The organism is Pseudomonas sp. LPB0260 (genome assembly GCF_013388395.1).
This window is the reverse complement of sequence record NZ_CP058247.1, coordinates 1,158,094-1,184,247: the sequence shown is the minus strand read 5'-3', so window position 1 is coordinate 1,184,247 and position 26,154 is coordinate 1,158,094. Positions and strand designations below refer to the sequence as shown.

The window sequence follows — 26,154 nt, the reverse complement described above, 5'->3', positions numbered from 1 at the left end:
GTCGTCAGAACCCGGGAGCGGCTCTTGCCGCCCCCGGCTGGGCCAATGACTCAGGGCTGGGGATAGCGGGCGCGCCGCTCCAGGTCGTCCAGGTCGATGTGGTTGCGCATGTACTGCTGGCTGGCGTCGACCATCGGCTGGTGGTCCCAGCTCTTCAACTTGCCGTGGGTCAGGGCTTCGGCGACCAGGCGCCGGCGGCGCTGGCTGGCCAGGGTGGCCTGGTGGATCGCCGGAACATCCCAGCGCGCGCGCGCTTCTTCGACGAAGGCGTCGAGCAGCTCCTGGTGGTCGGGCGACTGCGCCAGATTCTCGCGCTCCTGGGGATCGTTGGCGACGTTGAACAGCAGCAGCGGGTCCACCTCGGAGTAGACGAACTTCCACTCGCCGCGGCGGATCATCATCAGCGGGCCGATGCTGCCCTCGGCCATGTACTCGCCGAGCACCTCGTCGTGCCCGCCCTCGCCCTGCAGGTGGGGCAGCAGCGAGCGGCCGTCCAGGGCCAGGCCCGGTTCGAGGCTGCCGCCGGTCAGTTCCACCAGGGTCGGCAGCAGGTCCATGGTCGATACCGACTGGCTCACCCGCCGCGCGGCGAAGCGCTTGGGGGCGTGCACCAGCATCGGCACCCGGGCCGACATCTCGAACCAGTGCATCTTGTACCAGAGGCCACGCTCGCCAAGCATGTCGCCGTGGTCGCCGGAGAAGACGATGATGGTGTCGTCGGCCAGGTCGCAGTCCTTGAGGGTCTTCAGCAGCTTGCCGATGTTCGCGTCGATATAGCTGCAGGCGCCGAAGTAGGCGCGGCGGGCATCCTTGATCTTCTGCTCGGGCATCTGCTTGCCCCACAGGTCGATGACCTTGAGGATGCGCTGCGAGTGCGGGTCCTGTTCGGCCTGGTCGATGGTCTGGCTGGGCAGCGGGATGTCCTCGTCGCGGTACAGGTTCCAGAACTCCTCGGGGATGGTGTAGGGGTCGTGGGGGTGGGTCATCGACACCGTCAGGCAGAACGGCTGGTCGGCGTTGCTGCGCACGTGGTCGTAGAGGTACTGCTGGGCCTTGAACACCACCTCCTCGTCGAAGTCCAGCTGGTTGGTGCGCACGCACGGGCCGGCCTGCAGCACCGAGGACATGTTGTGGTACCAGCTCAGGCGCTCCTCCGGCGCGTCCCAGTTCACCGCCCAGCCGTAGTCGGCCGGGTAGATGTCGCTGGTCAGGCGTTCCTCGTAGCCGTGCAGCTGGTCCGGACCGCAGAAGTGCATCTTGCCCGACAGCGCGGTGCGGTAGCCCTGGCGGCGCAGGTAGTGGGCATAGGTCGGCACGTCGCCGGGGAAGTCGGCGGCGTTGTCGTAGGCGCCGATCTTGCTGGGCAACTGGCCGCTGACCAGGGTGAAGCGCGACGGCGCGCACAGCGGGCTGTTGCAGTAGGCGGAATCGAACAGCACGCCTTCGGCGGCCAGGGCCATCAGGTTGGGCAGCTTGATCGGCGAGGCGGCATCGTGCAGCGGCAGGATCGGCGCGGCCATCTGGTCGGCCATGATGAAGAGGATGTTCGGACGTTTCATGGCGAGCCTGTATTCCATATGAGGGATTTATGCGAAATTGCTGGTTCGATCATCACGCCTCAAGGCTAGCGGGTAAACCCGCTGGGAATACATGACTCGGATAAGCTCTGCTTATGTTTAAACACTTCGATGGGCTGTCCCTGGACGCGCTGCTGGTGTTCGAGTCCGCCGCGCGCCACCTGAGCTTCACCGCGGCGGCCAGCGAGCTGGGCAGCAGCCAGCCGGCGATCAGCCAGCAGATCAAGCGCCTCGAGCAGCAGCTGGCGACCCGCCTGTTCGACCGGGTCTACCGCGGCATCGTCCTTACCGAGGCCGGCGAGCTGCTGCTGCGCCATGTGCGCGATGGCCTGCAGAGCCTGGATGACGGCCTGGCGGCGGTCACCGCCCAGCCGCAGCACGAGGTGCTGCAGGTGGCCACCGACTTCGCCGTCGCCGCCTACTGGCTGATGCCGCGCCTGCACCGTTTCAACCAGCGCTACCCGGAGCTGGACGTCAGCCTGATCACCACCAATCGCGACCTCGGCGTGCTGCCCCCGGAGATCGACGTGGCCATCGCCTTCGGTGACGGCCGCTTCAAGCATGGCGAGTGCCACCTGCTGTTCGCCGAGGAAGCCTTTGCGGTGTGCAGCCCGCAGCTGCTGCGCGAGCGCCCGCCGCCCTTGCCGCCCGCGGCCCTGGCGCAGTTGCCGCTGCTGCACCTGCGCCCGGACAGCCGCTCGCGCTGGTTGGACTGGAACGGCCTGTTTCGCGCCCTGGCCATCGCCGAGGCGCCGAACCCCGGCAGCCTGCGCTTCGACAACTACACCCTGCTGATCCAGGCGGCCATCGCCGGCCAGGGCGTGGCCATCGGCTGGCGCCACCTGGTCGACGAGCTGCTCGAGCAGAACCTGCTGTGCCGCGTGTGCAGCGAAGTGGCCCATACCGAGTTCGGCTATTACGTGGTGCTGCCCGAACGCAAGCGGCGCCAGCGCCTGACCGCGCTGTTCGTCGACTGGCTGCAGGCGGAGCTGGCCAGCGAGGGTCGGCCCGGCTGATCAGGCGGGCGTCGCTGGCGTGCATCGAGGCGACGGAAGGTGGGCCGATCCTCCAAGGCGGCGGAGGGATTCCCTATACTTGCTGGGGCGAAACCCGGGGTTTCGCCGTCCTCCATTCAACCCAGTGAAGCCATTCGTGAAAATCCGTCATTCGATAGTAAGCCTGCTGCTGATCTGCAGCTGCGTTGTAGTTGCATCGAACAGCCTTGCCGCGCAGAAACTCCCCCGCCAACAGGAACTCGCCGCCGGCAGCGCCCTGCTGGTCGACCTGAAGACCGACGAGGTGCTGTATTCCAGCCACCCCGATCTGGTGGTGCCGATCGCCTCGGTGACCAAGCTGATGACGGCCATGGTCAGCCTGGATGCCAAGCTGCCCATGGACGAGGTCCTGTCAGTCACCATCCGCGACAACCCGCACATGAAAGGGGTGTACTCGCGGGTACGCATCGGCAGTGAGATCAGCCGAGCCAACATGCTGCTGCTGACCCTGATGTCATCGGAGAACCGCGCCGCCACCAGCCTGGCGCACCATTACCCGGGCGGCTACGCGGCCTTCATCGCGGCGATGAACGCCAAGGCCAGGGCCCTGGGCATGAGCAGCAGCCGCTTCGTCGAGCCCACCGGCCTGTCCGAGCGCAACGTCTCCAGCGCCCGGGACCTGGTGCGCCTGCTCAAGGCCAGCCTGGAGTACCCGCTGATCGGCGAGCTCAGTACCACCACGGAGAAGACCGTGGCCTTTCGCAAGCCCGCCTACAGCCTGGGCTTTCGCAATACCAACGCCCTGGTGCGCAAGGCCGACTGGAGCGTGCAGTTGAGCAAGACCGGCTTCACCAACAAGGCCGGCCACTGCCTGGTGATGCGCACCGTCATGGCCAAGCGCCCGGTGGCCTTCGTGGTGCTCGATGCCTTCGGCAAGTACACCCATATGGCCGACGCCAACCGCCTGAAGAAATGGTTGGAAACCGGCCGGGTATCGCCGGTGCCGGCGGCGGCGCTCAGCTACCGCAAGCAGAAGCAGGCGGAGCGCCGTCTGCAGGTGGCGCAGTAACCCCGCCCGTTGGTCGACAAGCCCGTCTGGTCTAGACCGTCCCAACCTTAGTTGGGTAGATGGGCCAATAGCGACTGCGCTTTAGTTGGAGTCCGGCGTTGTCATGGTTTTGCCATCGGCGCCGGTTAGCAATGCTCGACTCCAACAACAAAAGAGCGCCCTGCCCATGAAAACGATCTCCACCCTGGCCCTTGGTCTAGGCCTGGCCTGCTGCGCCGGTCAGGCGGCCGCCTGGTCGCAACCCACCCACAAGAACATCGTCAAGGATGCCCTGGCGTTCATGAACTCAGGTTCGGCCAGCGCCGAGATGCGCCGCGCCTACCAGTTCTATGTCGGCGCCGCCGGCAGCGAAGCCCGCGCCGGCGAGATCCTCGGCCAGGCCGCCTACGATGTCGACGACTTCAAGGACACCCGCCTCGGCGGCTGGTGGATCGGCTACGAGCACGCCCCGGTGGGCGGCGCCGCCGCTTCCATCGTCAACTACACCTCCTACTGGCACTTCATCAACATGGCCCGCCAGGGCGACAGCCACGGCAACGACCATGGCGGCTACGACTACCGCTACCGCAAGGTGGACGGCAGCTGGAGCGGCGACGTCGACTGGTACGCCATGGTCTACCTGTACAACCGCGAGCTGAAGAAGAGCGACTTCGACAGCACCGAGGCGCATTACCGCCAGGGCAGCCGCTCGAACTGGCAGGAGCACTACGGCGACTTCCAGACCGCCGCCTTCCAGCCGATCGACAACCTGGCCAAGTACTGGTTCGACCAGTTCAAGACCGCGCCCTCGCTGCAGACCATCGGCTATTCGCTGCACGCCACCGGCGACGTGGCCCAGCCGCACCACGCCTGGGTCACCTCGGGCAACGGCCACTCCGGCTGGGAAGGCTGGGTCGACGACCATTACTTCCGCGAGCGCCTCAACGACCCGGCGGCGGTGGCCAACCTGGTCGGCCGCTACGATCCGCAGAAGCCGTTGCGCGACCTGCTGACGCAGACCGCCCAGGTCGCCTACCAGCATCCCGAGCCGCTCTACGACACCAGCTACGCCACGCGTCTGCGCGTGGCCAAGTCGCTGATTCCGGAGTCCATCGCGTTGACCGTCAACGTGCTGACCAAGGGGGCGAACAGCTTCTACGGCCAGGGCGGGCTCTGAGGTGGCGGCTTTCCTGAGCCGTGCCCTGATCGTGCTGGGGCTGGCGGGCATTGGCCTGCCGGCCCTGGCCGCGCAGGATCTGCGCGTCGACGGTGAACGCCTGCCGGGCAAGAGCATCGAGCTGCTCGAACGGGCCCTGACCCGGATCAAGTTCAACACCGACCCGGCGCAGCTGCGCCGCGGCCTGGTGGAGAATCGCCTGCTGGCCCGCGTGGTCGAGGCCGAGCTGCTGCCGAACTACCGCACCGAGCTGGATGGCCTGGTCGAGGTCGAGGCGGCCAACCTGATCGAGCAGGTCCATGGCCGCCGCTTCGAGCATGACGTGCGGCCCTTCCTGCGCCAGCCGCAACCACTGAGTGCCGGGCAGCTGCGCCAGGTGCTGGCGCCCGCGCAGCAGGGCGTGGTGCTCGACAGCCTGCAACTGAGCGCGGCGCAGCAGGCGCAGGCGGCCGAGGTGGCGCTGATCGCCTGGCAGTTCCCCGGCCAGCCGGAGCGGCGCCTCGACCTGCTGGCGCTGTACCAGGGCGACAATGTCCAGGGCCGAGTGGAATTGCAGCAGGGCAACCTCGCCTACCTGGCCGAGCAGGTGCGTCAGCATGTGCTGCGCGACTACCTCTGGTACCAGCTGGCCGGGCAGGGCTTCGACGTGGCCGAGCGCGAGGGCCTGCGACAGCTGGTGCGCGACAAGCTGATCCGTCACCAGTACCTGCACCAGATCGGCCTGCACAACGACTTCCACCACGAAACCGAGAGCCTCAAGCAGCTGGCGCGCCAGGTCAGCGATGCCGAGGCCGAGGCCTACTACCGCCGCCACCTGGGGCAATACCGCAACGTCGCCGAGGTGCAGGCCGCGCACATCCGCCTGGCCGACCAGGCCAGCGCCGACCGGGTCTACGCCGAACTGCAGGCCGGCCTGGCCTTCGACGAGGCGGTGCGCCGCTACTCCCTGGCCGCTGACAAGGACCGTGAGCCAGCCGGCGATCTCGGCCTGATCCGCCCGCAGGACGGCCAGCTGGACTTCCTGCGCAAGACCGCCCTGCTGCAGAAGGCCGGCACCCTGTCCCAACCGATGCTGATCGACGGCGCCTTCGAGATCGTCCAGGTGCGTGCACGTGAGGATCGCCAGCTGCCCCTGAGCGACCCCAGCGTGCGCTACGAGGTCAACCAGGCGGTGGCCAAGCAGCAGCTGGCCGCGCAGTTCCAGGCGCGTCTGCAGGCATTGCTGGACGAGGCCCGGGTGGAAGGCCTGTGAAGCGCTGGCTGGGTGCGGCGCTGCTCGGCTGTGCCGGCGCCGTGGCCCTGACCCTCTGGTTGGCGCCAGGGGCGGCGCCGGTTCGCCAGCCCGCGCCGGCCCAGGCCGTGCAAACGCCCGAGCTCGTCCCGCCGGCGCCTGTCGTGGCGGCGCCCGCTGCCGCCAAGGCGCCCGCGACAGTCAGCGCCGCCGCGGAGCAGCCGCCTGCCGAGGCGCCGCTTCCGCCCGGCCTCGATCCGCTGGAGGCCCAGCTGCTGATGCAGCTCATGCTCGAACGCGGCGACCCGCGCAGCCCGGCCCTGGGCGAGCTCGAACCGCGCCCCACGCCATCGCCGGCGGTGCTGGCCGATCCGGCGCAGTACCAGGCCTTCGAAGACCAGCACAGCCGCGCGCAGATCCAGGCCTACGTCGGCGGCGTGCAACAGATCCCGGCCATCCGCGAGCGCATCGAGCAGGCGGCGCAGTCGGGCGAGCGCAATGCCGCCGAGCTGGACGAGGCCCGCGCCGCCCTGGAACAGCTGGAGATGCTCCAGCGCAAACTGCAGCGCGAGGCGCCGGAACTGCTGCAGGGCGTGCCCTAGTCTGCCCTGTGGATGGGGCGGACGCGGCTGGTGCCGGCGCGCAGGTCTATACCTACAGCTGTCCCCTCTTGTTGTCGCCTGTACGGGAGTCCGCCATGACCCACTCACTTATGCCTGCACCCGAGTGGCAGGTGCAGCGCTGGTTCAATACTCAGCAGGCGCCGAGCGTGGCGGGCCTGCGCGGCAAGGTAATCGTTCTGGAAGCCTTCCAGATGCTCTGTCCGGGCTGCGTGAGCGAAGGCCTGCCCCAGGCGCAGCGGGTGCACGCCACCTTCTCCCCGGAGCAGGTGGCCGTGATCGGCCTGCATACGGTATTTGAGCACCACCAGGCCATGACCCCGACTTCCCTGGCTGCCTTCCTGCACGAATACCGCATCAACTTTCCGGTCGCCGTCGACTTGCCGGACCCGCAGGGATCGGTGCCATGCACCATGCGCGACTATGCGATGCAGGGCACGCCCACGCTGGTTCTGATCGATGCAGAGGGCTACATCCGCCAGCAGCATTTCGGCAAGGTCAGCGACCTGGCACTCGGCGCGGAGATCGCCATGTTGCTGGCCGAGGCTGCTGAGCCCAGCTAGATCGGCAGGCGCGAGCCGGGTGGCGTTCGCGGGAAAGCGTTGGGCGAGTTGCCAGCCTCGGCGAACGCGATGGCTGGGTAGGGTGGACAACGCTTGCTTGCCCAGCAACAGAACGGCCGACATGAAAAAGCCGCTGCCTCCCAAGGGAAGCAGCGGCTTTCTTGTGCCTGTCGGCGTGTCTTAGCCCCGCGCGCCGCGTACCCCTTCGGCCAGCTGGCGGCACAGGTCGAGTACGCCGTCCACCGCCTGCTTGTCGTCCTGGGCGTTGGCGATCTGGTCGATCAGTGCCGAGCCGACCACCACGCCGTCGGCCAGGCGGGCGATGGTCGCCGCGTGCTCGGGGGTGCGGATGCCGAAGCCGATGCTGATCGGCAGCTCGGTATGCCGGCGCAGCCGCGCCACCGCTTGCTGCACGTGCTCCAGGGTGGCCGAACCGGCGCCGGTGACGCCCGCCACCGAGACGTAGTAGACGAAGCCCGAACTGCCACCCAGCACTATAGGCAGGCGCGCATCGTCGGTGGTCGGGGTGGTCAGGCGGATAAAGTCCAGGCCGGCAGCCTGGGCCGGGTCGCAGAGGTCGGCGTTATGCTCAGGCGGCAGGTCCACCACGATCAGGCCATCGACGCCCGCGTCCTTGGCATCGGCGATAAAGCGCTGGACGCCGTACTTGTGAATGGGGTTGAAGTAGCCCATCAGCACCAGCGGCGTGTTCTGCTCGCCTTCGCGGAATTCACGGACCATCTGCAGGGTCTTGCTCAGGTTCTGCTTGGCCGCCAGGGCGCGAATATTGGCCAGCTGAATCGCCGGACCATCGGCCATGGGGTCGGTGAAGGGCATGCCCAGTTCGATCACATCGGCGCCGGCACCCGGCAGGCCCTTGAGGATCGCCAGGGAGGCGTCGTAGTTCGGATCGCCGGCGGTGACGAAGGTCACCAGGGCGGCGCGGTTCTGCTGTTTCAGCTCGGCAAAGCGGCTCTGCAGGCGGCTCATGCGTGCTTCTCCTGTTCGCTCATATGGTGCATCACGGTCTGCATGTCCTTGTCGCCACGGCCGGACAGGTTGACCACCATCAGGTGATCCTTGGGCAGCGAGGGCGCGCGCTTGAACACTTCGGCCAGGGCGTGGGCGCTTTCCAGGGCCGGGATGATGCCCTCCAGGCGGCAGCACTGGTGGAAGGCGGCCAGGGCCTCGTCGTCGGTCACCGAGGTGTATTCGACGCGGCCGATGTCATGCAACCAGGCGTGCTCCGGGCCGATGCCGGGGTAATCGAGGCCGGCGGAGATCGAGTGGGCGTCGATGATCTGGCCGTCGTCGTCCTGCAGCAGGAAGGTGCGGTTGCCGTGCAGCACGCCCGGTACCCCGCCGTTCAGGCTGGCGGCATGCTTGCCGGTTTCGATGCCGTAACCGGCCGCTTCGACGCCGACTATCTTCACGCTGGCATCATCGAGGAAGGGGTGGAACAGGCCCATGGCGTTGGAGCCGCCGCCGATACAGGCAACCAGGGAATCGGGCAGGCGGCCTTCCTGGGCCTGCAGCTGGTCGCGGGTCTCCTTGCCTATCACCGCCTGGAAGTCGCGCACCATGGCCGGGTAGGGGTGTGGGCCGGCCACGGTGCCGATCAGGTAGAAGGTGCTGTCGACGTTGGTCACCCAGTCGCGCAGGGCCTCGTTCATCGCATCCTTGAGGGTGCCGGTGCCGGCGACGACTGGAATGACGGTGGCGCCGAGCAGCTTCATGCGAAACACGTTGGCCTGCTGCCGATCGATATCGGTGGTGCCCATGTAGATCACGCATTCCAGGCCGAAGCGCGCGGCCACGGTGGCGGTGGCCACGCCGTGCATGCCGGCGCCGGTCTCGGCGATGATGCGTTTCTTGCCCATGCGCCGGGCCAGGAGAATCTGGCCGATGCAGTTGTTGATCTTGTGCGCGCCGGTGTGGTTCAGCTCTTCGCGCTTGAGATAGATCTTCGCCCCGCCGCAGTGCTCGGTCAGGCGCTCGGCGAAGTACAACGGACTGGGCCGGCCGACGTAGTCGCGCTGGAAGTAGGCCAGTTCCTCGGCGAATGACGGGTCCTGCTTGGCCTTCTCGTACTCGGCGGCCAGTTCGTGGATCAGCGGCATCAGGGTTTCGGCGACGTACTGGCCGCCGAACGAGCCGAACAGGCCGTTGGCGTCGGGGCCGGTGGTCAAAGAGGTCATGGCGTTCTCCTGGGGAGCGTGCGAATGGGCGATGGGCAGAGGATAAGGCTGTGGGACCGATCATAAAAGCGATAAGATCGCCTGGACATGTCAGGAAATCTCACATATGAGTCAGGAGCTTCCCCCACTCAATGCCCTACGCGCCTTCGAAGCGGCGGCGCGCCTGCAGAGCGTCAGCCTGGCGGCGGACGAGCTGCATGTAACCCACGGTGCGGTCAGCCGGCAGATCCGGGCGCTGGAAGAACACCTGGGGTTGGCGCTGTTCGTCAAGGAAGGGCGCGGCCTAAAACTCACGGATGCCGGGCTGCGCCTGCGCGATGCCAGCGGCGAGGCGTTCGCCCGCCTGCGCGCGGTGTGCGCCGAGCTGCAGCAGGGGCGGGCCGAGGCGCCCTTCGTCCTCGCCTGCCCCGGCAGCCTGCTGGCACGCTGGTTCATTCCGCGTTTGGATCGCCTGCAGCGCGAGTTGCCGGAGCTGCGCCTGCAGCTGTCGGCCAGCGAGGGCGAGCTGGACCCGCGCCGTGCCGGCGTCGATGCCACCCTGCTGTTCGCCGAGCCGCCCTGGCCGGCGGACATGCAGGTGTTCGAACTGGCCGCCGAGCGCATCGGCCCGGTGCTCAGTCCGCATTACGGGCGCTTCGCCGAGCTGCGCCAGGCATCGCCGGCGGCGCTGCTGAACGAGCCACTGCTGCACACCAGCTCGCGGCCCCAGGCCTGGCCGAGCTGGGCGGCCAGCAGCGGCCTGGATTCGACCGCGCTGAAACTGGGCCAGGGCTTCGAGCACCTCTACTACCTGCTGGAGGCGGCCGCCGCCGGCCTGGGCGTGGCCATCGCCCCGCAGCAGCTGGTGGCCGACGACCTGGCCAGCGGCCGCCTGGTCGCGCCCTGGGGCTTCGTCGAGACGCCGGCACGGCTGGCCTTGTGGGTGCCGGCGCGGCAGCTGGATGGGCGCGCACGGCAGCTGGCCGAGTGGTTGCGTGGCGAGCTGGGTGGGTGAGCGCTGCAGCCTGCCACTGCCGAATCCGCACCGCACGGCCGGCACTTCTCGTCTAGCGTTTAACTATCGCGCAGAGGAGGAATCGCCATGTCGAACCATCACACCTACAAGAAGATCGAGATAGTCGGCTCGTCGCCCATCAGTTCCGACGAGGCGATCAACAACGCCCTGGCCGAGTGCGCCAAGTCCATTCGCAATCTGGAGTGGTTCGAGGTGGTGGAAACCCGCGGCCACATCGACAATGGCAAGGTCGGTCACTATCAGGTGACCCTCAAGGTCGGTTTCCGCATCGCCGATAGTTGAGTTTTCTGCCTGGTCGGGCGAGGCGCGGAGTGGGCCCACCGAGGGCCCCGAAGCCTGCGGCGGCGAACGCAGCCGCTCGGCGGCAAGCGCTCGACTGGTCGCCTGCCCTTGGAATTTCGTCATCAAGCCCCACTATTACACTCGGGTATTGGCGCCGCCCCGGCGCCGATCAGCAGGTGTCTACGACCAGGCGGGCCGATGAGCGTACTAGCACAGACCAGGATTTCCATTCTCGACCTCGCACCGATCCGCGACGACGGCGATCCTGCCCAGGCCCTGGGCAACTCGCTGAAGCTGGCCCAGCACGCCGAGCGCCTTGGCTTCAGCCGCTTCTGGGTCGCTGAGCATCACAACATGGACGGCATCGCCAGTTCGGCCACCGCGGTGCTGCTCGGCTACCTGGCCGCCGGCACCAGCAGCATCCGCCTCGGCTCGGGCGGGGTGATGCTGCCCAACCATGCGCCGCTGGTGATCGCCGAACAGTTCGGCACCCTTGCCACCCTCTATCCGGGGCGCATCGAGCTGGGCCTGGGTCGAGCTCCGGGCGCCGACCAGTTCACCGCCCGGGCCCTGCGCCGCGAGCGCTCCGGCAGCGCCGACGATTTCCCCGCGGATGTCGCCGAGCTGCAGCGCTACCTGGGCCCGCGCTCGGCGGACCAGCGAGTGATCGCCATGCCCGGCAGCGGCACCCAGGTGCCGCTCTGGCTGCTCGGCTCCAGCCTGTTCAGCGCCCAGCTGGCCGGCGAGATGGGCCTACCCTACGCCTTCGCCTCGCACTTCGCGCCGCGCTACCTGCACGAGGCCATTCGCGTCTATCGCAACAGTTTCAAGGCCTCGGCGGTGCTCGAGCGGCCCTATGTGATGCTCGGCGTGCCCCTGGTGGCCGCCGACAGCGACGAGCGGGCGGAGTACCTGGCGACCTCGGCCTACCAGCGCGTGCTTGCGCTGTTGCGTGGCCAGAGCCTGGTGCAGCGCCCGCCGGTGGCGAGCATGGATGGCCTCTGGCTGCCCCATGAAAAGCAGGCGGTGGGCGACTTCCTCGGCCTGGCGGTGATCGGCGGCCCGCAGAAGGTGCGAGCCCGGCTGGAGGTGCTGCTGGAACAGACCGGCGCCGACGAGCTGATCTTCACCGGCGACCTCTACGACTTCGATGATCGCCTGCGCTCCTTCGAACTGCTGGCCGAACTGCGCCAGGCCGCATAGCGCGCCTTACCGGCTAGAAGGTGCCGCAGCGCAGCACCCGGCCACGGGCCAGCACGTTGCGCTGGTCGTCGTACAACCAGGCCTGGGCGTTGTACATGATGGAGCGCGCCTCCAGGCGGTAGCGCTTGCCGGCGGCGAAGTCGGCGTAGCGCACGCGGATCTCGCAGGTGCGCTGGATCGGCTCGGACATCATGTCGGAGCCGTTACCGCCACCCGGTACATCGAACTGGAAGCGGCTGATCAGCTCGTGGGCGCCCGGCGATACCTGGAAGTAGCGGCCGTCGCGGAGACGCTTGCCGTCCAGCTCGTCGGCCATCAACAGGTCGCTGGCCGGGCTGTACAGCTCGACCCAGGCCTGCCCCGGGTCGTGGGGCGGCAGCGGTGAGGCGCAGGCACCGAGCAGGGACAGGCTGGCGATCAGGGCGAAGCGACGCATGGGGTTCTCCGAAAAGGGGGTCATGGAACCAGCCTACGCCGATCCCGAACTGGAGGCAGTGGCGCCGATGCGCTAGCGTGACGGCATGACGCGCGCCTCTGCCCTCTTCCTTATCGACTCGTCCGCCTGGCGCTGGGTTCCGCTGCTGGCGGCGTTGCTTCTGGGCGGCTGCAGCACCCTGGACTATTACGCCCAGCTGGCCCGCGGCCAGCTCGAGCTGTTGCGCGCGCGCCAGCCCGTCGAGGCCCTGCTGGCCGACCCCGCCACCGCCGCGGCGCTGCGCGAGCGCCTGGCCCTGGCGCTGCAGGCGCGCCGTTTCGCCAGTGCCGCGCTGGGCCTGCCGGACAATCGGAGCTATCGCCTGTATGCCGATGTGCAGCGGCCCTATGTGCTGTGGAACCTGTTCGCCACCGCCGAGTTCTCGGTCGAGCCCGAGTTGCACTGTTTTCCCGTCGCCGGTTGCGTCGCTTACCGCGGCTACTACCGCCAGGGCCGCGCCCGCGGGGCCGCGGCGCTGCTGCGCCATCAGGGCTTGGACACCTATATCGGTGGCGTCGAGGCCTATTCGACCCTGGGCTGGTTCGACGACCCGCTGCTCAACACCATGCTGGCCTGGAGCGACGAGCGCCTGGTGGCGGTGATCTTCCATGAGCTGGCCCACCAGCAGCTGTACGTGGCCGACGACACCGCGTTCAACGAGTCCTTCGCCAGCTTCGTCGAGTACGAGGGCCTGCGTCAGTGGCGTGCGGCGCGGGGGCTGGCCGCGGTGAATGCGCAATCGGAGCAGCAGCGCGCGCAGTTCACCGAACTGGTGCTGGCCAGTCGCGAGCGCCTGCGCGCCCTGTATGCCAGGGATCTGCCGGCGCCGGCCATGCGCACCGCCAAGCAGGCCGAGTTCGAACGCCTGCGCCGCGACTACCGGACGCTGCGCGAGCGCCAGTGGGGCGGCGTGGGCCGCTACGATGCCTGGATCGAGGGGCCACTGAACAACGCCAAGCTGCTGCCGTTCGGCCTCTATGATCGCTGGGTGCCGGCCTTCGCCCGCTTGTTCGGCGAAGTCGGCGGCGACTGGCCGGCGTTCTACAGGCGCGTCGCCCTGCTTGGCGAGTTGTCGCCAGAAAAACGCAGCGAGGCGCTGCAGGCCCTGGCGGCCGCCGGACAGAACCGGTCGTCGGCGCCGGCGGTCCAACCCTAGGAATCGTCCGAACGAGAGAGGTGCCGTGCCATGAACAGATGCATCGTGGTCTTGCTGCTCGGCCTGCTGAGCGCGGCCAGCTGGGCGGCGCCCAAGCCCTGCGAGGAGCTGAAGCAGGAGATCGAGGTGAAGATCCAGGCCGCCGGGGTGGCCAGCTACACCCTGGAGATCGTGACCAACGACGAGGTGCACGACCCGAGCATGGTGGTCGGCAGCTGCGACAACGGCACCAGGAAGATCATCTACCAGAAGAACGGCTGAGCCCGGCCAGCCAAAGCGACGGCACCTAGGCCGCGAAGGCCCGGCGCAGTTCGTCCAGGGTGGCGAAGTGGTAGGTCGGCGCCTCGGCCTGCAGTTCCTCGGCGCTGCCGAAGCCATAACCCACCGCCGCCGCGTCCAGGCCGTTGCGCCGCGCGCCGATCAGGTCGTGCTTGCGGTCGCCGATCATCAGCGTGGCCGCCGGGTTCAGGTCCTCCACCCGCAGCAGATGGCCGATCAGTTCGGCCTTGTCGGTGCGCGTGCCGTCCAGTTCGCTGCCATGGATCGCCTGGAAGTGCCGGGCGAAGCCGAAGTGCGCGGCGATCCGCTCGGCGAACAGGGTCGGCTTGCTGGTGGCGATATACAGGCGACGATCCTGTGCGGCCAGGGCCGTGAGCAGGGCGTCGACGCCGTCGAACACGCGGTTCTCGTACAGGCCGACCTCGCTGAAACGTTCGCGGTAATGGCCGACCGCCTGCCAGGCCGTGGCCTCATCCAGGTTATAGCTGTGCATAAAGCACTGCAGCAGCGGCGGGCCGATAAAGTGCTCCAGGCTGGCCAGATCAGGCTCGTCGATGCCCAGCCGCGCCAGGGCGTGCTGCACCGAACGGGTGATGCCCTCGCGCGGGTCGGTCAGGGTGCCGTCGAGGTCGAACAGGAGGTTCTGGTAGTGCATGGACAACCTTGTGCGGGGCGGGATCAGTTGGAGGAAAAGCCTTCCATCAGGTGCTGGTCTTTCAGGCGCACGTAGTTGTCGGCGCTGTAGCGGAAGTAGCTGCGTTCCTGCTCGGTCAGCGGGCGGGCCTGCCTAGCCGGGCTGCCGACGTACAGGTAGCCGCTCTGCAGGCGCTTGCCTGGCGGCACCAGGCTGCCGGCGCCGAGCACCACCTCGTCCTCGATCACCACGCCGTCCATGACGATGCTGCCCATGCCGATCAGCACCCGGTTGCCGACGCTGCAGCCGTGCAGGGTGACCTTGTGGCCGACGGTCACGTCGTCGCCGATGTTCAGCGGATAGCCGCCGGGGTTGAACGGCCCGGCGTGGGTGATGTGCAGCACGCTGCCATCCTGCACGCTGGAGCGCTCGCCGATGCGGATGCTGTGCATGTCGCCGCGGATCACCACCAGCGGCCAGACCGAGCTGTCGTCGCCGATCTCCACGTCGCCGAGGATCACGGCGGAGGCGTCGACGAACACCCGCTCGCCGAGTTGCGGGGTGAACTGTTGGTAACTGCGAATCGCCACGATAGAAACCTCTTGAGCTGCGGTGAGCGGTGATTGTAATTAAGATAGCCGGCAAATCCGCTGAAACCCGGCTTTGCAGGCTTTTTGCCAGCGCCGGGCACAGCATGAATTCCTCTTGGTTACAGGTGACTCAGTCGTGACTGCGAACAACCCCCTGCTGCAAGACTTCGACCTGCCACCCTATTCCGCCATCCGTCCCGAGCACGTCGAGCCGGCGATAGATGCCATCCTCGCCGACAGTCGCGCGGCCATCGCCGAGCTGCTCAAGCAACAGTCTGGCACACCGAGCTGGGACGGCCTGGTGCTGGCGCTCGATGAGCTGCATGCGCGCCTGGGGCGCGCCTGGGGCCCGGTCAGCCACCTCAATGCGGTGTGCAACAGCGCCGAACTGCGCCAGGCCTACGAGGCCTGCCTGCCCAAGCTGTCGGAATACTGGACCGAACTGGGCCACAACCGCGCGCTGTACCAGGCCTACCAGGCCCTGGCCGACAGCCCCGCCGCCGCCCGGTTCGAGGTGGCCCAGCAGACCATCCTCAAGCACGCGCTGCGCGACTTCCACCTGTCCGGCATCGACCTGGCGGAGGCCGACAAGCAGCGCTTCGGCGCCATCCAGAGCAAGCTCGCCGAGCTCGGCAGCCGCTTCTCCAACCAGCTGCTGGATGCCACCCAGGCCTGGACCAAGCACGTCACCGAGGAGGCCCAGCTGGCCGGCCTGACCGAGTCGGCCAAGGCGCAGATGCAACAGGCGGCCGAGGCCAAGGGCCTGGACGGCTGGCTGATCAGCCTGGAGTTCCCCAGCTACTACGCGGTGATGACCTACGCCGACGACCGCGCGCTGCGCGAAGAGCTGTATGCCGCCTACTGCACCCGCGCCTCCGACCAGGGGCCGAACGCCGGCGAGCACGACAACGGCCCGGTGATGCAGGAGATTCTCGACCTGCGCCAGGAACTGGCCCGGCTGCTCGGCTTCGCCAACTACGCCGAGCTGAGCCTGGCGACCAAGATGGCCGAGTCCAGCGAGCAGGTGCTGAGCTTCCTGCGCGACCTGGCCGTGCGCAGCAAGCCCTTCGCCGCCCAGGACCTGGACGAGCTGCGCGCCTTCGCTGCCGAGCAGGGCTGCGCGGACCTGCAGAGCTGGGACGTCGGCTACTACGCCGAGAAGCTGCGCGAGCAGCGCTACAGCATTTCCCAGGAAATCCTGCGGCCCTACTTCCCCATCGACAAGGTGCTCGGCGGCCTGTTCGCCATCGTCGAGAAGCTCTACGGCATCCAGATCGAGGAGCTCTCCGGCTTCGACACCTGGCACCCGGACGTGCGCCTGTTCGAGATCAAGGAGAACGGCGTGCACGTCGGGCGCTTCTTCTTCGACCTCTACGCCCGCGCCCACAAGCGCGGCGGCGCCTGGATGGACGGCGCCCGCGACAAGCGCCGCGGCGCCAGCGGCGAGCTGATCAGCCCGGTGGCCAACCTGGTGTGCAACTTCACCCCGGCCGCGCCCGGCAAGCCGGCGCTGCTGACCCACGACGAGGTCACCACCCTGTTCCACGAGTTCGGCCACGGCCTGCACCACCTGCTGACCCGCGTCGAGCAGGCCGGTGCCTCGGGCATCAACGGCGTGGCCTGGGACGCGGTCGAGCTGCCCAGCCAGTTCATGGAGAACTGGTGCTGGGAGCCGGAAGGCCTGGCGCTGATCTCCGGCCATTACGAAAGCGGCGAGCCGTTGCCCCGGGACCTGCTGGACAAGATGCTGGCGGCGAAGAACTTCCAGTCCGGGCTGATGATGGTGCGCCAGCTGGAGTTCTCGCTGTTCGACTTCGAGCTGCACGCCCACCACGGCGACGGCCGCAGCGTGCTGCAGGTGCTCGAGGGCGTGCGCGACGAGGTCTCGGTGCTGCGTCCGCCGGCCTACAACCGTTTCGCCAACGGCTTCGCGCACATCTTCGCCGGTGGCTACGCGGCCGGTTACTACAGCTACAAGTGGGCCGAGGTGCTGTCGGCCGACGCCTTCTCGCGCTTCGAGGAAGAGGGCGTGTTCAACGGCGACACCGGCCGCGCGTTCCGCGAGGCGATCCTCGCCCGCGGCGGCTCCGAGGAACCCATGGTGCTGTTCGTCGACTTCCGCGGCCGCGAGCCGCGCATCGACGCCCTGCTCCGTCACCTCGGCCTGAGCCAGGAGGCCGCGTAAGCGGATCGACCATGAGCATCTCCACCAAACGTTTTATCGCCGGTGCGGTATGCCCGGCCTGCAGCGAGATGGACACCATCAAGATGTGGGACGAGGACGGCGTGCCGCACCGCGAGTGCGTCAGCTGCGGCTACGCCGACACCCTGGACGAGCGCGGCAACTCGGTGCCCAAGGAACTGCCGACCCGGGTCAACGTCAGCGCGCTGAAACCCAAGGCCGCCGATCCCAAGGTCAAGGCCGTGCAGTTCTTCCCCAACCCCAAGCTGAACAAGCCCAAGGACTAGCCGCCCGGCCGCGCCGCTAGTCGCGAAAGAATTCGCCGGGGGTGCGGCCGAACTGCTGGCGGAAGGCGGCGATAAAGGCCGAGGTGGAGTCGTAGCCGCTGGCCAGGGCCACGTCGGTGACCCGCTGGCCCCGCTCCAGCGGGGTCAGCGCCGCGAGCAGGCGCAGGCGCTGGCGCCAGGCGCGAAAGGTCAGCCCGGTGTCGCGCAGCAGCAGGCGGCTCAGGGTCTTCTCCGACAGCGCCAGCTCGGCGCTCCACTGGCCGAGACTGCGGCCATCGTCCGGCTGCGCCTGCAGCTGGCGGCACATGGGCTGCAGGCGCGGGTCGCGCGGCAGCGGCAGGGACAGGCCGACTTCCGCGGCGCCGCGCAGCTGATCCAGCAGCACCTGGGCCAGACGGCCGTCCGCGCCCAGTTCGTCGTATTCCACCGGGCCGGCGCAGAAGCGGTTGATCAGCTCGCGGGTCAGCCGGTCGATTTCCAGCACCCGGCACTGCTCTGGTGCCCAGGCGGTGACGGTGGTGTCCAGGTACAGGCTGCGCATCTCGGTATTGGCCGAGCTGATCACCCCGTGCTCCAGACCGGCGGGCACCCAGATCGCCCGCTGCGGTGGGGCGACGAAGCTGCCGGCGCTGGTGTGCACGTGCAGCACCCCTTCGATGGCATAGGACAACTGGACCCAGGGGTGGCTGTGCCAGGCGGTGCCGACCTGGCGCGGCAGGGATTCGTTGCGCGCGTAGAGCGGCCGTGGCAGCTGGTGCAGTGCGGGAATCTGCCGTTCGGGCAGTGGAGGTTGTCCGTTTGGCGACATTATCTGCCCCGATGGCGTTAGTCGGCATCCAGTGGCCAAGGTAGTGTGGGCGTGCCCAGCGTGGCAAGCCCCGTATTCCTGCTTCGGACTCATCGCCATGGCCCGTTCCCGCCTGTTGCCCGACAACTTCACCCTGACCCTGATCGCGGTGGTCGCCGCCGCCTCCCTGCTGCCGGTCAGTGGCCAGGCGGCGGTGGCCTTCGGCTGGCTGACCAATGCCGCCATCGCCCTGCTGTTCTTCCTGCATGGCGCCAAGCTGTCGCGCGAGGCGATCGTCGCCGGCGCCGCCCACTGGCGCCTGCACCTGCTGGTGTTCGCCTGCACCTTCGTGCTGTTCCCGCTGCTCGGCCTGGCGCTCAAGCCGCTGCTGTCGCCGCTGGTCGGCGAGCAGCTGTACCTGGGCATGCTCTACCTCTGCGCCCTGCCGGCCACGGTGCAGTCGGCCATCGCCTTCACCTCCCTGGCCCGTGGCAATATCCCGGCGGCGATCTGCAGCGCGGCGGCCTCCAGCCTGTTCGGCATCTTCCTTACCCCGCTGCTGGTGGCGCTGCTGCTCGACGTGCAGGGCGGCGGTGGCTCGACCCTGGACGCCATCGGCAAGATCACCCTGCAGTTGCTGGTGCCCTTTATCGCCGGGCAGGTCGCCCGACGCTGGATCGCCGCCTGGGTCGGGCGCAACAAGGACTGGCTGAAGTACATCGACCAGGGCTCGATCCTGCTGGTGGTCTACGCCGCGTTCAGCGAGGCGATGGTGGCGGGCATCTGGCAGCAGGTAGCAGCGCTTGAGCTGCTCGCCCTGGCGCTGGCCTGCGTCGTGCTGCTGGCGCTGATGCTGTTGCTGACCCAGCTGCTCGGCAGGTGGCTGGGCTTCGACCAGGAAGACCGTATCACCATCCTCTTCTGCGGTTCGAAAAAGAGCCTGGCCACCGGCATTCCCATGGCCCAGGTGCTGTTCGCCGGCGGCCCGCTGGGCCTGCTGATCCTGCCGCTGATGCTGTTCCACCAGATCCAGCTGATGGTCTGTGCGGTGCTGGCCCAGCGTTACGCCAAACGGCCGCTCGACGCGGCTCTGGGCGCGACTCGGGCGTCCTGAGCGGCTGGCGGGCGACGGCGACGACGGACACTTGGTGAAACGACTGAATAACTGTATTTTTGTACAGTATTCCGTCGGAGTCGCGCCATGTCCGTTCCCCTGCCGCCGCGAGGCCGCGGCACCGCCAGCAACCCCGCCAATCGCTTCGCCCCGAGCCGCTCGGTGGCCGAGGACGACGGCTGGCTGCAGGAAGTGCCGCCCAGCCGTGCCACCGAGGTGCGGGTGGAGATGGCCAAGAGCATCATCACCCGCAACCAGTCGCCGGACCTGCCCTTCGACCGCTCGATCAACCCCTACCGCGGCTGCGAGCATGGTTGCATCTACTGCTACGCGCGGCCCAGCCATGCCTACTGGGACCTGTCGCCGGGGCTGGATTTCGAGACCCGGCTGATCGCCAAGACCAACGCGCCGAGCCTGCTCGAACAGCAACTGGCCAAGCCCGGCTACGTCTGCGCGCCGATCAACCTGGGTTCCAACACCGACCCCTACCAGCCGATCGAGCGCCAGCAACAGCTGACCCGGCGCACCCTGCAGGTGCTGCTGGATCACCGTCATCCGCTGACCATCGTCACCAAGGGCTCGCTGATCCTGCGTGACCTCGACCTGCTGATCGAGCTGGCGCGCCAGCGCCTGGTGGCGGTGATGATCAGCCTGACCACCCTGGATGACCAGCTCAAGCGCACCCTTGAGCCGCGCGCGGCGGCGCCGGCGGCTCGCCTGCGGGCGATCCGCGTGCTGCGCGACAACGGCATACCGGTGGGGGTGCTCTGTGCGCCGATGATCCCGATGATCAACGACATGGAGCTCGAGCGCCTGCTCGAGGCGGCCAAGGAGGCCGGCGCGCAGCGCGCGAGCTACATGTTCCTGCGCCTGCCGCGCGAGGTCGCGCCGCTGTTCGCGGAGTGGTTGCAGGCGCACTACCCGCAGCGCGCCGAGCATGTGCTGAGCCTGGTGCGCCAGAGCCGCGGCGGCGAGCTGTACGACAGTCGTTTCGGCGCGCGCATGCGCGGCGAGGGGGCATTCGCACAGCTGCTGGCGCAACGCTTCGCCGTGGCCAGCAGGCGCCTCGGCCTGCAAGGTCGCGAAGGCTTCGACCTGGACTGCTCGCGCTTCTGCCCGCCGGGTGGACAGCTGGCGCTGCTGTGAACGCCATGGTGCATTGGTCCGGTGAAGGGATGTGCTTAAATTAATGGATGAGGCTGACGAGCTGCGTGGCGCACGGGAGTTGCCATCCAGCGTTGCCGAGGCCGAGCAGCAGCCCGCCAGCTGTGCCACTTGGGCCACCACGAAGCTACCACGAACCATGACCCGTTATCTGCGCGTACCCGAACCCTCCTTCGAACTGATGGATGACCACGAAGGCCACTCGCTGATCTATCGTCAGCATGGTTTTCCGTCGCCGCTGGTGCGCTGGCATTTCCACAAGGAGTACGAGCTGCACCTGATAGTCGCCAGCTCCGGCAAGGTGTTCATCGGCGACTACATCGGCAACTTTTCCCCGCACAGCCTGTTCCTCACCGGGCCCAACCTGCCGCACAACTGGATCAGCCAGGTCGAAGAGGGCGAGCACTTCGAGCAGCGCGACATGCTGGTCAACTTCACCGACAAGGTGCTGGACAGCGGTATCGCGGTGTTCGACGAGCTCAAGAGCCTGGCGCCGCTGCTGGCGCGGGCGCAGTTCGGCATCGAGTTTCGCGACCCGCGCTGCATTCGCGAGGCGCGGCAGCTGCTGCAGAAGATCGCCGACTCCGAGGGTGCGACCCGGCTCGGTCACTTCTTCATCCTCCTCGAGTTGCTGGCGGCCTGCGAGGACTACCAGTTGCTCTCCGGCCGGCTCCCCGACCAGCCTGCCGACGAGCAGCACGTCGACCGCATCAACCGGGCGGTGGACTACATCTTCCAGCGTTACGCCCAGGACCTGAGCCAGGAAGAGGTGGCGGAGTATCTGGGCATGACCCCGACCTACTTCTCGCGTTTCTTCAAGCAGGCCACCGGGCGCGGCTTCGTCGAGTTCGTCAATCGCCTGCGGGTGAGCAAGTCCTGCGAGTTGTTGAGCAAGAGCGACATGCCGGTGACCGATATCTGCTTCGAGTCCGGCTTCAGCAATATTTCCAACTTCAACCGACGCTTCCTGCAGCTCAAGGGGGTGACCCCGTCCGACTACCGCAAGCTGGTGGTCCAGCGCTTGACCGAGCAGAACCTGTACTGATTCGGTCAGTCGCTAGCGCCACTATCCCCGCTACAGACCTGGTTTCAGAGGCATTGAGCCTGATTTCGGGGTTTGCGCGCGCTCGTTTCAGTGCAAAAAAGTATTGGTTGAGGTGCAGTCGAGGCTTTGTTCGAGGTTTTACGTAGAGGTGTAATGCAGGTCGACTAATACAAAAACAATATCGATCTCCGGTCGCTTCGGCGATGCAGGAGGGGAGTTCAAAACAATGAACAAATTAGCTACAGCATTAGTTGCCGTTTCCTGCCTGTCCCTCTCGGTGTCTGCCCACGCCGCCGAAAACCTGACCATTGCCACGGTCAACAACAGCGACATGATCCGCATGCAGCGGCTCGCCAAAACCTTCGAAGAGCAGAACCCGCAGATCAACCTGAAGTGGGTGGTGCTCGAAGAGAATGTCCTGCGCCAACGCCTGACCACCGATATCGCCACCAAGGGCGGCCAGTTCGACGTGCTGACCATCGGCATGTACGAGGCGGCGCTGTGGGGCGAGAAAGGCTGGCTGGAGCCGATGACCAACCTGCCGGCCGACTACGCCCTCGACGACGTGTTCCCCTCGGTACGCGAAGGTCTGTCGGTCGACGGCAAGCTCTACGCCCTGCCGTTCTACGCCGAAAGCTCGATCACCTACTACCGCACCGACCTGTTCGAGCAGGCCGGCCTGAGCATGCCCGAGCAACCGACCTGGGAGCAGATGCGCGAGTTCGCCGCGGCCCTGCACAAGCCGGAGCAGGAGCAGTACGGCATCTGCCTGCGCGGCAAGGCCGGCTGGGGCGAGAACATGGCGCTGATCAGCACCGTGGCCAACGCCTACGGCGCGCGCTGGTTCGACGAGCAGTGGCAGCCCGAGTTCACCGGCAGCGAATGGAAGCAGGCGCTCAACTTCTACGTCGATACCCTCAAGCAGTTCGGCCCGCCGGGCGCCTCCAGCAACGGCTTCAACGAGAACCTGGCGCTGTTCAACAGCGGCAAGTGCGCGCTGTGGGTCGACGCCAGCGTGGCCGGCTCCTTCGTCACCGACACCAGCCAGAGCAAGGTCGCCGACAAGGTCGGCTTCAGCCGCGCGCCGCAGCAGGTCACCGACAAGGGTTCGGCCTGGTTGTATTCCTGGGCGCTGGGCATCCCCACCAGTTCCAACTCCAAGGCGGCGGCCAAGCTCTTCAGCGCCTGGGCCACGTCCCAGGCCTACGCCCAGCTGGTCGCCGACACCGATGGCGTGGCCAACGTGCCGCCGGGCACCCGCGCCTCGACCTACAGCGACGCCTACATGGCGGCCGCACCGTTCGCCAAGGTCACCCTGGAGTCGCTGAAGCGGGCCGACCCGACCGATCCGACCCTCAAGCCGGTGCCCTATGTGGGTATCCAGTTGGTCACCATTCCCGAGTTCCAGGCCATCGGCACCCAGGTCGGCATGCAGTTCACTGCAGCGCTTACCGGCCACATGTCGGTCGACCAGGCGCTCATGGCGGCCCAGCAGTCCACGGCGCGCGAAATGAAGCGCGCGGGCTATCCCAAGTAGCCCACCTCACCTAGACCGTCCTGGCACCGCGCTTACTGCCCCGTAGGCCGGTGTCCGACCGTCCGTTCTCGCCGAATCTACACGGAGTCGCCATGACTACTTCGACCCTCGATACGCACCTGAAAAGTGCGCCCGCGCCGGTCAGCGGCAAGCGCTGCGCGCTCAAGCCGGGCTGGTTTCTGGTCAGCCCTTCGGTGGCCCTGCTGCTGCTGTGGATGATCGTGCCCTTGGGCATGACCATCTATTTCTCGCTGATTCGCTACAACCTGCTGTATCCCGGCGAGAACCAGTTCGTCGGTCTGGAGAACTTCGAGTACTTCCTCAGCGACGCCGGCTTCATGCCGGGTGCACTCAATACCCTGTTGCTGGTTGGCAGCGTGCTGCTGATCAGCGTGGTGTTCGGCGTGCTGATCGCCGCGCTGCTGGAAGCCTGCGAGTTCTGGGGCCGGGGCGTGGTGCGGGTGCTGCTGATCTCGCCCTTCTTCATCATGCCGACGGTCAGTGCACTGGTGTGGAAGAACCTGATCCTGCATCCGGTCTCCGGGATCCTCGCGGCGATCTGGAAGTTCTTCGGCGCCGAACCGGTGGACTGGCTGGCCCAGTACCCGCTGCTGTCGATCATCTTCATCGTGTCCTGGCAGTGGCTGCCGTTCGCCATCCTGATCCTGATGACCGCCATGCAGTCGCTGGACCAGGACCAGAAAGAGGCCGCGCGTCTCGACGGCGCCGGCTCCCTGGCGATCTTCTGGCACCTGACCCTGCCGCACCTGGCCCGGCCTATCGCCGTGGTGGTGATGATCGAGACGATCTTCCTGCTCTCGGTGTTCGCCGAAATCTTCACCACCACCAGTGGCGGTCCGGGCTTCGAGTCCACCAACCTGGCCTACCTGATCTACAACCACGCGCTGCTGCAGTTCGACGTCGGTATGGCATCGGCGGGCGGGCTGATCGCGGTGGTCATCGCCAATCTGGCGGCGATCGTGCTGATCCGAATGATCGGCAAGAACCTCACCAACCAGCAATGAGGCCTTGATCATGCTGACGCTTAAACAATCCCGTCGCCTGCAGAGTGTGCTGGTGGGTACTTCGGCCTGGGCTATCGCCGCGCTGATCTTCTTCCCGATCCTGTGGATGATCCTTACCAGCTTCAAAACCGAAATCGCCGCGTTCGCCACGCCGCCGCAGTTCGTCTTCATGCCGACGCTGGAGAACTACCTGCTGATCAACGAGCGCAGCGACTACTTCAGCTTCGCCTGGAATTCGCTGCTGATCTCCTCCGTGGCGACCCTGCTGTGCATGCTCATCGCGGTGCCGGCGGCCTACTCCATGGCCTTCTTCGAGAGCCGCCACACCAAGCGCACGCTGCTGTGGATGCTGTCGACCAAGATGCTGCCGCCGGTGGGCGTGCTGATGCCGATCTACCTGATCTGCCAGAGCCTGGGCCTGCTCGATTCGCGCATCGCGCTGATCGTCATCTACACCCTGATCAACCTGCCGATCGTGGTCTGGATGATTTACACCTACTTCAAGGACATCCCCGTCGACATCCTCGAAGCCGCTCGCCTGGACGGCGCCACCACCCTGCAGGAAATCGGCCGCGTACTGCTGCCGATCGCCCGCGGTGGCCTGGCCTCGACCATGTTGCTGTCGTTGATCCTGTGCTGGAACGAGGCGTTCTGGTCGCTCAACCTGACCTCCTCGGCCGCCGCCCCGCTGACCGCGCTGGTCGCTTCCTACTCCAGTCCGGAAGGCCTGTTCTGGGCCAAGCTCTCGGCGGTTTCGACCCTGGCTTGTGCGCCCATCCTGATCTTCGGCTGGATCAGCCAAAAACAACTCGTACGCGGCCTGTCCTTCGGCGCAGTCAAGTAACAAGAGGATTTCCCCATGGCAGATTTGAAGATTCGCAACCTGAAAAAAGGCTTCGACGGCACCGCCATCATCAAGGGCATCGACCTGGACGTACGCGACCGCGAGTTCGTCGTGTTCGTCGGGCCGTCCGGCTGCGGCAAGTCCACCCTGCTGCGACTGATCGCCGGGCTGGAGGAAGTCACCAGCGGCACCATCGAACTGGATGGCAAGGACATCACCGACACGGCCCCGGCCAAGCGCGACCTGGCCATGGTGTTCCAGACCTACGCCCTGTACCCGCACATGACCGTGCGCAAGAACCTGTCCTTCGCCCTCGACCTGGCCGGCGTGGACAAGCGCGAGGTGCAGGAGAAGGTCGACAACGCCGCGGCCATCCTCGAGCTCAAGCCCCTGCTCGAGCGCAAGCCCAAGCAGCTCTCCGGCGGCCAGCGCCAGCGCGTGGCCATCGGCCGCGCCATCGTGCGCAATCCGAAGATCTTCCTGTTCGACGAGCCGCTGTCCAACCTCGACGCGGCCCTGCGGGTGCAGACCCGCCTGGAGCTGGCGCGTCTGCACCAGGAGCTGCAGGCGACCATGATCTACGTGACCCACGACCAGGTCGAGGCCATGACCCTGGCCGACAAGGTGGTGGTGCTCAACGGCGGGCGCGTCGAGCAGGTCGGCTCGCCCATGGAGCTGTATCACCATCCGGCCAACCTGTTCGTCGCCGGCTTCCTCGGCACGCCGAAGATGGGCTTCCTGCGGGGCCAGACCGCCAAGGTCGACGCTGCCGCCTGCGAAGTGAAGCTGGAGTGCGGCGCGCAGCTGAGCCTGCCGCTGGCCGCCGCCGGCCTGGCCGCGGGCAGCGCGGTGACCCTGGGCGTGCGTCCCGAGCACTTCGACATCGTGCCGGCCGGCCAGGGCCAGCTGCGGGTCACCGCCGATGTCAGCGAGCGCCTGGGCAGCGATACCTACTGCCACGTGCGCTGCGCCTCCGGGGAGATGCTGACCATCCGCGTACGTGGCGATTTCGCCCCGCGCGCCGGCGAAGTCCTGGAGCTGGCTTTCGACCCGGCCCACTGCCACCTGTTCGACGCCGATGGCCAGGCCATTGCCAAACGACTCCAGCAGGCGGCCTGAGGCCGCC

At 67.2% G+C, this 26,154-nt stretch carries 27 protein-coding genes; 20 read left to right on the top strand and 7 right to left on the bottom strand.

The features are described 5' to 3' along the window. Nucleotides 1-50: 50 nt before the first annotated feature. On the bottom strand, nt 51-1,559 hold the full coding sequence (gene betC, locus LPB260_RS05105; RefSeq protein WP_208707627.1) for a choline-sulfatase: 1,509 nt from the start codon (nt 1,557-1,559) through the stop codon (nt 51-53). A gap of 113 nt (nt 1,560-1,672) precedes the next feature. On the opposite strand from betC, the gene LPB260_RS05100 reads away from it, so the two are divergent. The 6 genes from LPB260_RS05100 (at nt 1,673) to LPB260_RS05075 (ending at nt 7,211) form a co-directional block, all read left to right on the top strand. After that, nucleotides 1,673-2,593: a LysR substrate-binding domain-containing protein gene (locus tag LPB260_RS05100; RefSeq protein WP_208707626.1), complete on the top strand. Its 921-nt coding sequence runs from the start codon at nt 1,673-1,675 to the stop codon at nt 2,591-2,593. Between the two features lie 136 nt (nt 2,594-2,729). Further along, entirely contained in the window at nt 2,730-3,641 is a 912-nt protein-coding gene (gene pbpG / locus LPB260_RS05095) for a D-alanyl-D-alanine endopeptidase (RefSeq protein WP_208707625.1), read from the top strand. A 166-nt stretch (nt 3,642-3,807) separates the two neighbouring features. Continuing rightward, nucleotides 3,808-4,797 (top strand): phospholipase, encoded by a 990-nt coding sequence (locus LPB260_RS05090; RefSeq protein WP_208707624.1) that lies wholly within the window; start codon nt 3,808-3,810, stop codon nt 4,795-4,797. 1 nt (nt 4,798) lies between these two features. After that, nucleotides 4,799-6,049, top strand: coding sequence for a peptidylprolyl isomerase (locus LPB260_RS05085; protein WP_208707623.1), 1,251 nt, complete (start codon nt 4,799-4,801; stop codon nt 6,047-6,049). After that, nucleotides 6,046-6,630 carry a hypothetical protein gene (locus tag LPB260_RS05080; protein WP_208707622.1) on the top strand — a complete coding sequence of 195 codons (585 nt, stop codon included), beginning with the start codon at nt 6,046-6,048 and terminating at the stop codon, nt 6,628-6,630. The genes LPB260_RS05085 and LPB260_RS05080 overlap by 4 nt, the downstream gene beginning before the upstream one ends. A gap of 95 nt (nt 6,631-6,725) precedes the next feature. Continuing rightward, nucleotides 6,726-7,211, top strand: a complete 486-nt coding sequence (locus tag LPB260_RS05075; protein WP_218281505.1) for a redoxin domain-containing protein — start codon at nt 6,726-6,728, stop codon at nt 7,209-7,211. Between the two features lie 180 nt (nt 7,212-7,391). Here LPB260_RS05075 and trpA read toward each other — a convergent pair whose 3' ends face one another. Continuing rightward, nucleotides 7,392-8,201 (bottom strand): tryptophan synthase subunit alpha, encoded by an 810-nt coding sequence (gene trpA / locus LPB260_RS05070; RefSeq protein ID WP_208707621.1) that lies wholly within the window; start codon nt 8,199-8,201, stop codon nt 7,392-7,394. Beyond that, nucleotides 8,198-9,409, bottom strand: a complete 1,212-nt coding sequence (gene trpB, locus LPB260_RS05065) for a tryptophan synthase subunit beta (protein WP_208707620.1) — start codon at nt 9,407-9,409, stop codon at nt 8,198-8,200. Before trpB ends, trpA begins: the two co-directional genes overlap by 4 nt. A gap of 106 nt (nt 9,410-9,515) precedes the next feature. Here trpB and LPB260_RS05060 point away from each other — a divergent pair, with 106 nt between their 5' ends. The 3 genes from LPB260_RS05060 to LPB260_RS05050 all read left to right on the top strand — a co-directional run bounded on the left by LPB260_RS05060 (nt 9,516) and on the right by LPB260_RS05050 (nt 11,909). Next, nucleotides 9,516-10,403, top strand: a complete 888-nt coding sequence (locus tag LPB260_RS05060; RefSeq protein ID WP_208707619.1) for a LysR family transcriptional regulator — start codon at nt 9,516-9,518, stop codon at nt 10,401-10,403. 87 nt (nt 10,404-10,490) lie between these two features. Continuing rightward, nucleotides 10,491-10,706, top strand: a complete 216-nt coding sequence (locus tag LPB260_RS05055) for a dodecin (RefSeq protein WP_208707618.1) — start codon at nt 10,491-10,493, stop codon at nt 10,704-10,706. A gap of 198 nt (nt 10,707-10,904) precedes the next feature. Continuing rightward, nucleotides 10,905-11,909, top strand: coding sequence for an LLM class flavin-dependent oxidoreductase (locus LPB260_RS05050; RefSeq protein WP_208707617.1), 1,005 nt, complete (start codon nt 10,905-10,907; stop codon nt 11,907-11,909). 13 nt (nt 11,910-11,922) lie between these two features. On the opposite strand, the gene LPB260_RS05045 is transcribed toward LPB260_RS05050, so the two are convergent. After that, on the bottom strand, nt 11,923-12,345 hold the full coding sequence (locus LPB260_RS05045; protein ID WP_208710055.1) for a hypothetical protein: 423 nt from the start codon (nt 12,343-12,345) through the stop codon (nt 11,923-11,925). An 85-nt stretch (nt 12,346-12,430) separates the two neighbouring features. Between LPB260_RS05045 and LPB260_RS05040 the strand changes: the two genes are divergently transcribed. Next, a complete protein-coding gene (locus LPB260_RS05040; RefSeq protein ID WP_208707616.1) occupies nt 12,431-13,540 on the top strand; it encodes an aminopeptidase in 1,110 nt (369 codons plus the stop codon). A gap of 30 nt (nt 13,541-13,570) precedes the next feature. Beyond that, nucleotides 13,571-13,801: a DUF1161 domain-containing protein gene (locus tag LPB260_RS05035; protein WP_208707615.1), complete on the top strand. Its 231-nt coding sequence runs from the start codon at nt 13,571-13,573 to the stop codon at nt 13,799-13,801. A 25-nt stretch (nt 13,802-13,826) separates the two neighbouring features. Here the strand turns inward: LPB260_RS05035 and LPB260_RS05030 are convergent, their stop codons facing one another. Together LPB260_RS05030 and LPB260_RS05025 are read right to left on the bottom strand one after the other, a co-directional pair. Continuing rightward, nucleotides 13,827-14,474 (bottom strand): HAD family hydrolase, encoded by a 648-nt coding sequence (locus LPB260_RS05030; protein ID WP_208707614.1) that lies wholly within the window; start codon nt 14,472-14,474, stop codon nt 13,827-13,829. 23 nt (nt 14,475-14,497) lie between these two features. Then, a complete protein-coding gene (locus LPB260_RS05025; RefSeq protein ID WP_208707613.1) occupies nt 14,498-15,043 on the bottom strand; it encodes a gamma carbonic anhydrase family protein in 546 nt (181 codons plus the stop codon). A gap of 136 nt (nt 15,044-15,179) precedes the next feature. On the opposite strand from LPB260_RS05025, the gene prlC reads away from it, so the two are divergent. Continuing rightward, nucleotides 15,180-17,228, top strand: coding sequence for an oligopeptidase A (prlC, locus tag LPB260_RS05020; protein ID WP_208707612.1), 2,049 nt, complete (start codon nt 15,180-15,182; stop codon nt 17,226-17,228). Nucleotides 17,229-17,239: 11 nt separating this feature from the next. After that, nucleotides 17,240-17,512, top strand: coding sequence for a YheV family putative zinc ribbon protein (locus LPB260_RS05015; RefSeq protein WP_208707611.1), 273 nt, complete (start codon nt 17,240-17,242; stop codon nt 17,510-17,512). A gap of 16 nt (nt 17,513-17,528) precedes the next feature. Here the strand turns inward: LPB260_RS05015 and LPB260_RS05010 are convergent, their stop codons facing one another. After that, complete coding sequence (locus LPB260_RS05010; RefSeq protein WP_208707610.1) at nt 17,529-18,320, bottom strand: helix-turn-helix domain-containing protein; 792 nt, start codon at nt 18,318-18,320, stop codon at nt 17,529-17,531. A 97-nt stretch (nt 18,321-18,417) separates the two neighbouring features. Between LPB260_RS05010 and LPB260_RS05005 the strand changes: the two genes are divergently transcribed. From LPB260_RS05005 to LPB260_RS04975, 7 genes are all read left to right on the top strand, one after another. Continuing rightward, the gene (locus tag LPB260_RS05005; RefSeq protein ID WP_208707609.1) at nt 18,418-19,413 is read left to right on the top strand and encodes a bile acid:sodium symporter family protein; all 996 of its coding nucleotides are present in this window, start codon (nt 18,418-18,420) and stop codon (nt 19,411-19,413) included. 87 nt (nt 19,414-19,500) lie between these two features. Continuing rightward, nucleotides 19,501-20,559, top strand: coding sequence for a PA0069 family radical SAM protein (locus LPB260_RS05000; RefSeq protein WP_208707608.1), 1,059 nt, complete (start codon nt 19,501-19,503; stop codon nt 20,557-20,559). Between the two features lie 157 nt (nt 20,560-20,716). Then, a complete protein-coding gene (locus LPB260_RS04995) occupies nt 20,717-21,622 on the top strand; it encodes an AraC family transcriptional regulator (RefSeq protein WP_208707607.1) in 906 nt (301 codons plus the stop codon). A gap of 226 nt (nt 21,623-21,848) precedes the next feature. Beyond that, nucleotides 21,849-23,159 (top strand): sugar ABC transporter substrate-binding protein, encoded by a 1,311-nt coding sequence (locus LPB260_RS04990; RefSeq protein ID WP_208707606.1) that lies wholly within the window; start codon nt 21,849-21,851, stop codon nt 23,157-23,159. A 92-nt stretch (nt 23,160-23,251) separates the two neighbouring features. Next, a complete protein-coding gene (locus LPB260_RS04985; RefSeq protein ID WP_208707605.1) occupies nt 23,252-24,184 on the top strand; it encodes a carbohydrate ABC transporter permease in 933 nt (310 codons plus the stop codon). Between the two features lie 10 nt (nt 24,185-24,194). Further along, nucleotides 24,195-25,028, top strand: a complete 834-nt coding sequence (locus LPB260_RS04980; RefSeq protein WP_208707604.1) for a carbohydrate ABC transporter permease — start codon at nt 24,195-24,197, stop codon at nt 25,026-25,028. A 15-nt stretch (nt 25,029-25,043) separates the two neighbouring features. After that, nucleotides 25,044-26,147, top strand: a complete 1,104-nt coding sequence (locus LPB260_RS04975; protein WP_208707602.1) for an ABC transporter ATP-binding protein — start codon at nt 25,044-25,046, stop codon at nt 26,145-26,147. Nucleotides 26,148-26,154: the final 7 nt, after the last annotated feature.

Bases quoted from the DNA above. Each gene is read 5' to 3' on its own strand.
- betC (WP_208707627.1), bottom strand. From the start codon at position 1,559: ATGAAACGTCCGAACATCCTCTTCATCATGGCCGACCAGATGGCCGCG.
- LPB260_RS05100 (WP_208707626.1), top strand. From the start codon at position 1,673: ATGTTTAAACACTTCGATGGGCTGTCCCTGGACGCGCTGCTGGTGTTC.
- LPB260_RS05090 (WP_208707624.1), top strand. From the start codon at position 3,808: ATGAAAACGATCTCCACCCTGGCCCTTGGTCTAGGCCTGGCCTGCTGC.
- LPB260_RS05075 (WP_218281505.1), top strand. From the start codon at position 6,726: ATGACCCACTCACTTATGCCTGCACCCGAGTGGCAGGTGCAGCGCTGG.
- trpA (WP_208707621.1), bottom strand. From the start codon at position 8,201: ATGAGCCGCCTGCAGAGCCGCTTTGCCGAGCTGAAACAGCAGAACCGC.
- trpB (WP_208707620.1), bottom strand. From the start codon at position 9,409: ATGACCTCTTTGACCACCGGCCCCGACGCCAACGGCCTGTTCGGCTCG.
- LPB260_RS05060 (WP_208707619.1), top strand. From the start codon at position 9,516: ATGAGTCAGGAGCTTCCCCCACTCAATGCCCTACGCGCCTTCGAAGCG.
- LPB260_RS05055 (WP_208707618.1), top strand. From the start codon at position 10,491: ATGTCGAACCATCACACCTACAAGAAGATCGAGATAGTCGGCTCGTCG.
- LPB260_RS05050 (WP_208707617.1), top strand. From the start codon at position 10,905: ATGAGCGTACTAGCACAGACCAGGATTTCCATTCTCGACCTCGCACCG.
- LPB260_RS05045 (WP_208710055.1), bottom strand. From the start codon at position 12,345: ATGCGTCGCTTCGCCCTGATCGCCAGCCTGTCCCTGCTCGGTGCCTGC.
- LPB260_RS05040 (WP_208707616.1), top strand. From the start codon at position 12,431: ATGACGCGCGCCTCTGCCCTCTTCCTTATCGACTCGTCCGCCTGGCGC.
- LPB260_RS05035 (WP_208707615.1), top strand. From the start codon at position 13,571: ATGAACAGATGCATCGTGGTCTTGCTGCTCGGCCTGCTGAGCGCGGCC.
- LPB260_RS05030 (WP_208707614.1), bottom strand. From the start codon at position 14,474: ATGCACTACCAGAACCTCCTGTTCGACCTCGACGGCACCCTGACCGAC.
- LPB260_RS05015 (WP_208707611.1), top strand. From the start codon at position 17,240: ATGAGCATCTCCACCAAACGTTTTATCGCCGGTGCGGTATGCCCGGCC.
- LPB260_RS05010 (WP_208707610.1), bottom strand. From the start codon at position 18,320: ATGTCGCCAAACGGACAACCTCCACTGCCCGAACGGCAGATTCCCGCA.
- LPB260_RS05005 (WP_208707609.1), top strand. From the start codon at position 18,418: ATGGCCCGTTCCCGCCTGTTGCCCGACAACTTCACCCTGACCCTGATC.
- LPB260_RS05000 (WP_208707608.1), top strand. From the start codon at position 19,501: ATGTCCGTTCCCCTGCCGCCGCGAGGCCGCGGCACCGCCAGCAACCCC.
- LPB260_RS04995 (WP_208707607.1), top strand. From the start codon at position 20,717: ATGACCCGTTATCTGCGCGTACCCGAACCCTCCTTCGAACTGATGGAT.
- LPB260_RS04990 (WP_208707606.1), top strand. From the start codon at position 21,849: ATGAACAAATTAGCTACAGCATTAGTTGCCGTTTCCTGCCTGTCCCTC.
- LPB260_RS04985 (WP_208707605.1), top strand. From the start codon at position 23,252: ATGACTACTTCGACCCTCGATACGCACCTGAAAAGTGCGCCCGCGCCG.
- LPB260_RS04980 (WP_208707604.1), top strand. From the start codon at position 24,195: ATGCTGACGCTTAAACAATCCCGTCGCCTGCAGAGTGTGCTGGTGGGT.
- LPB260_RS04975 (WP_208707602.1), top strand. From the start codon at position 25,044: ATGGCAGATTTGAAGATTCGCAACCTGAAAAAAGGCTTCGACGGCACC.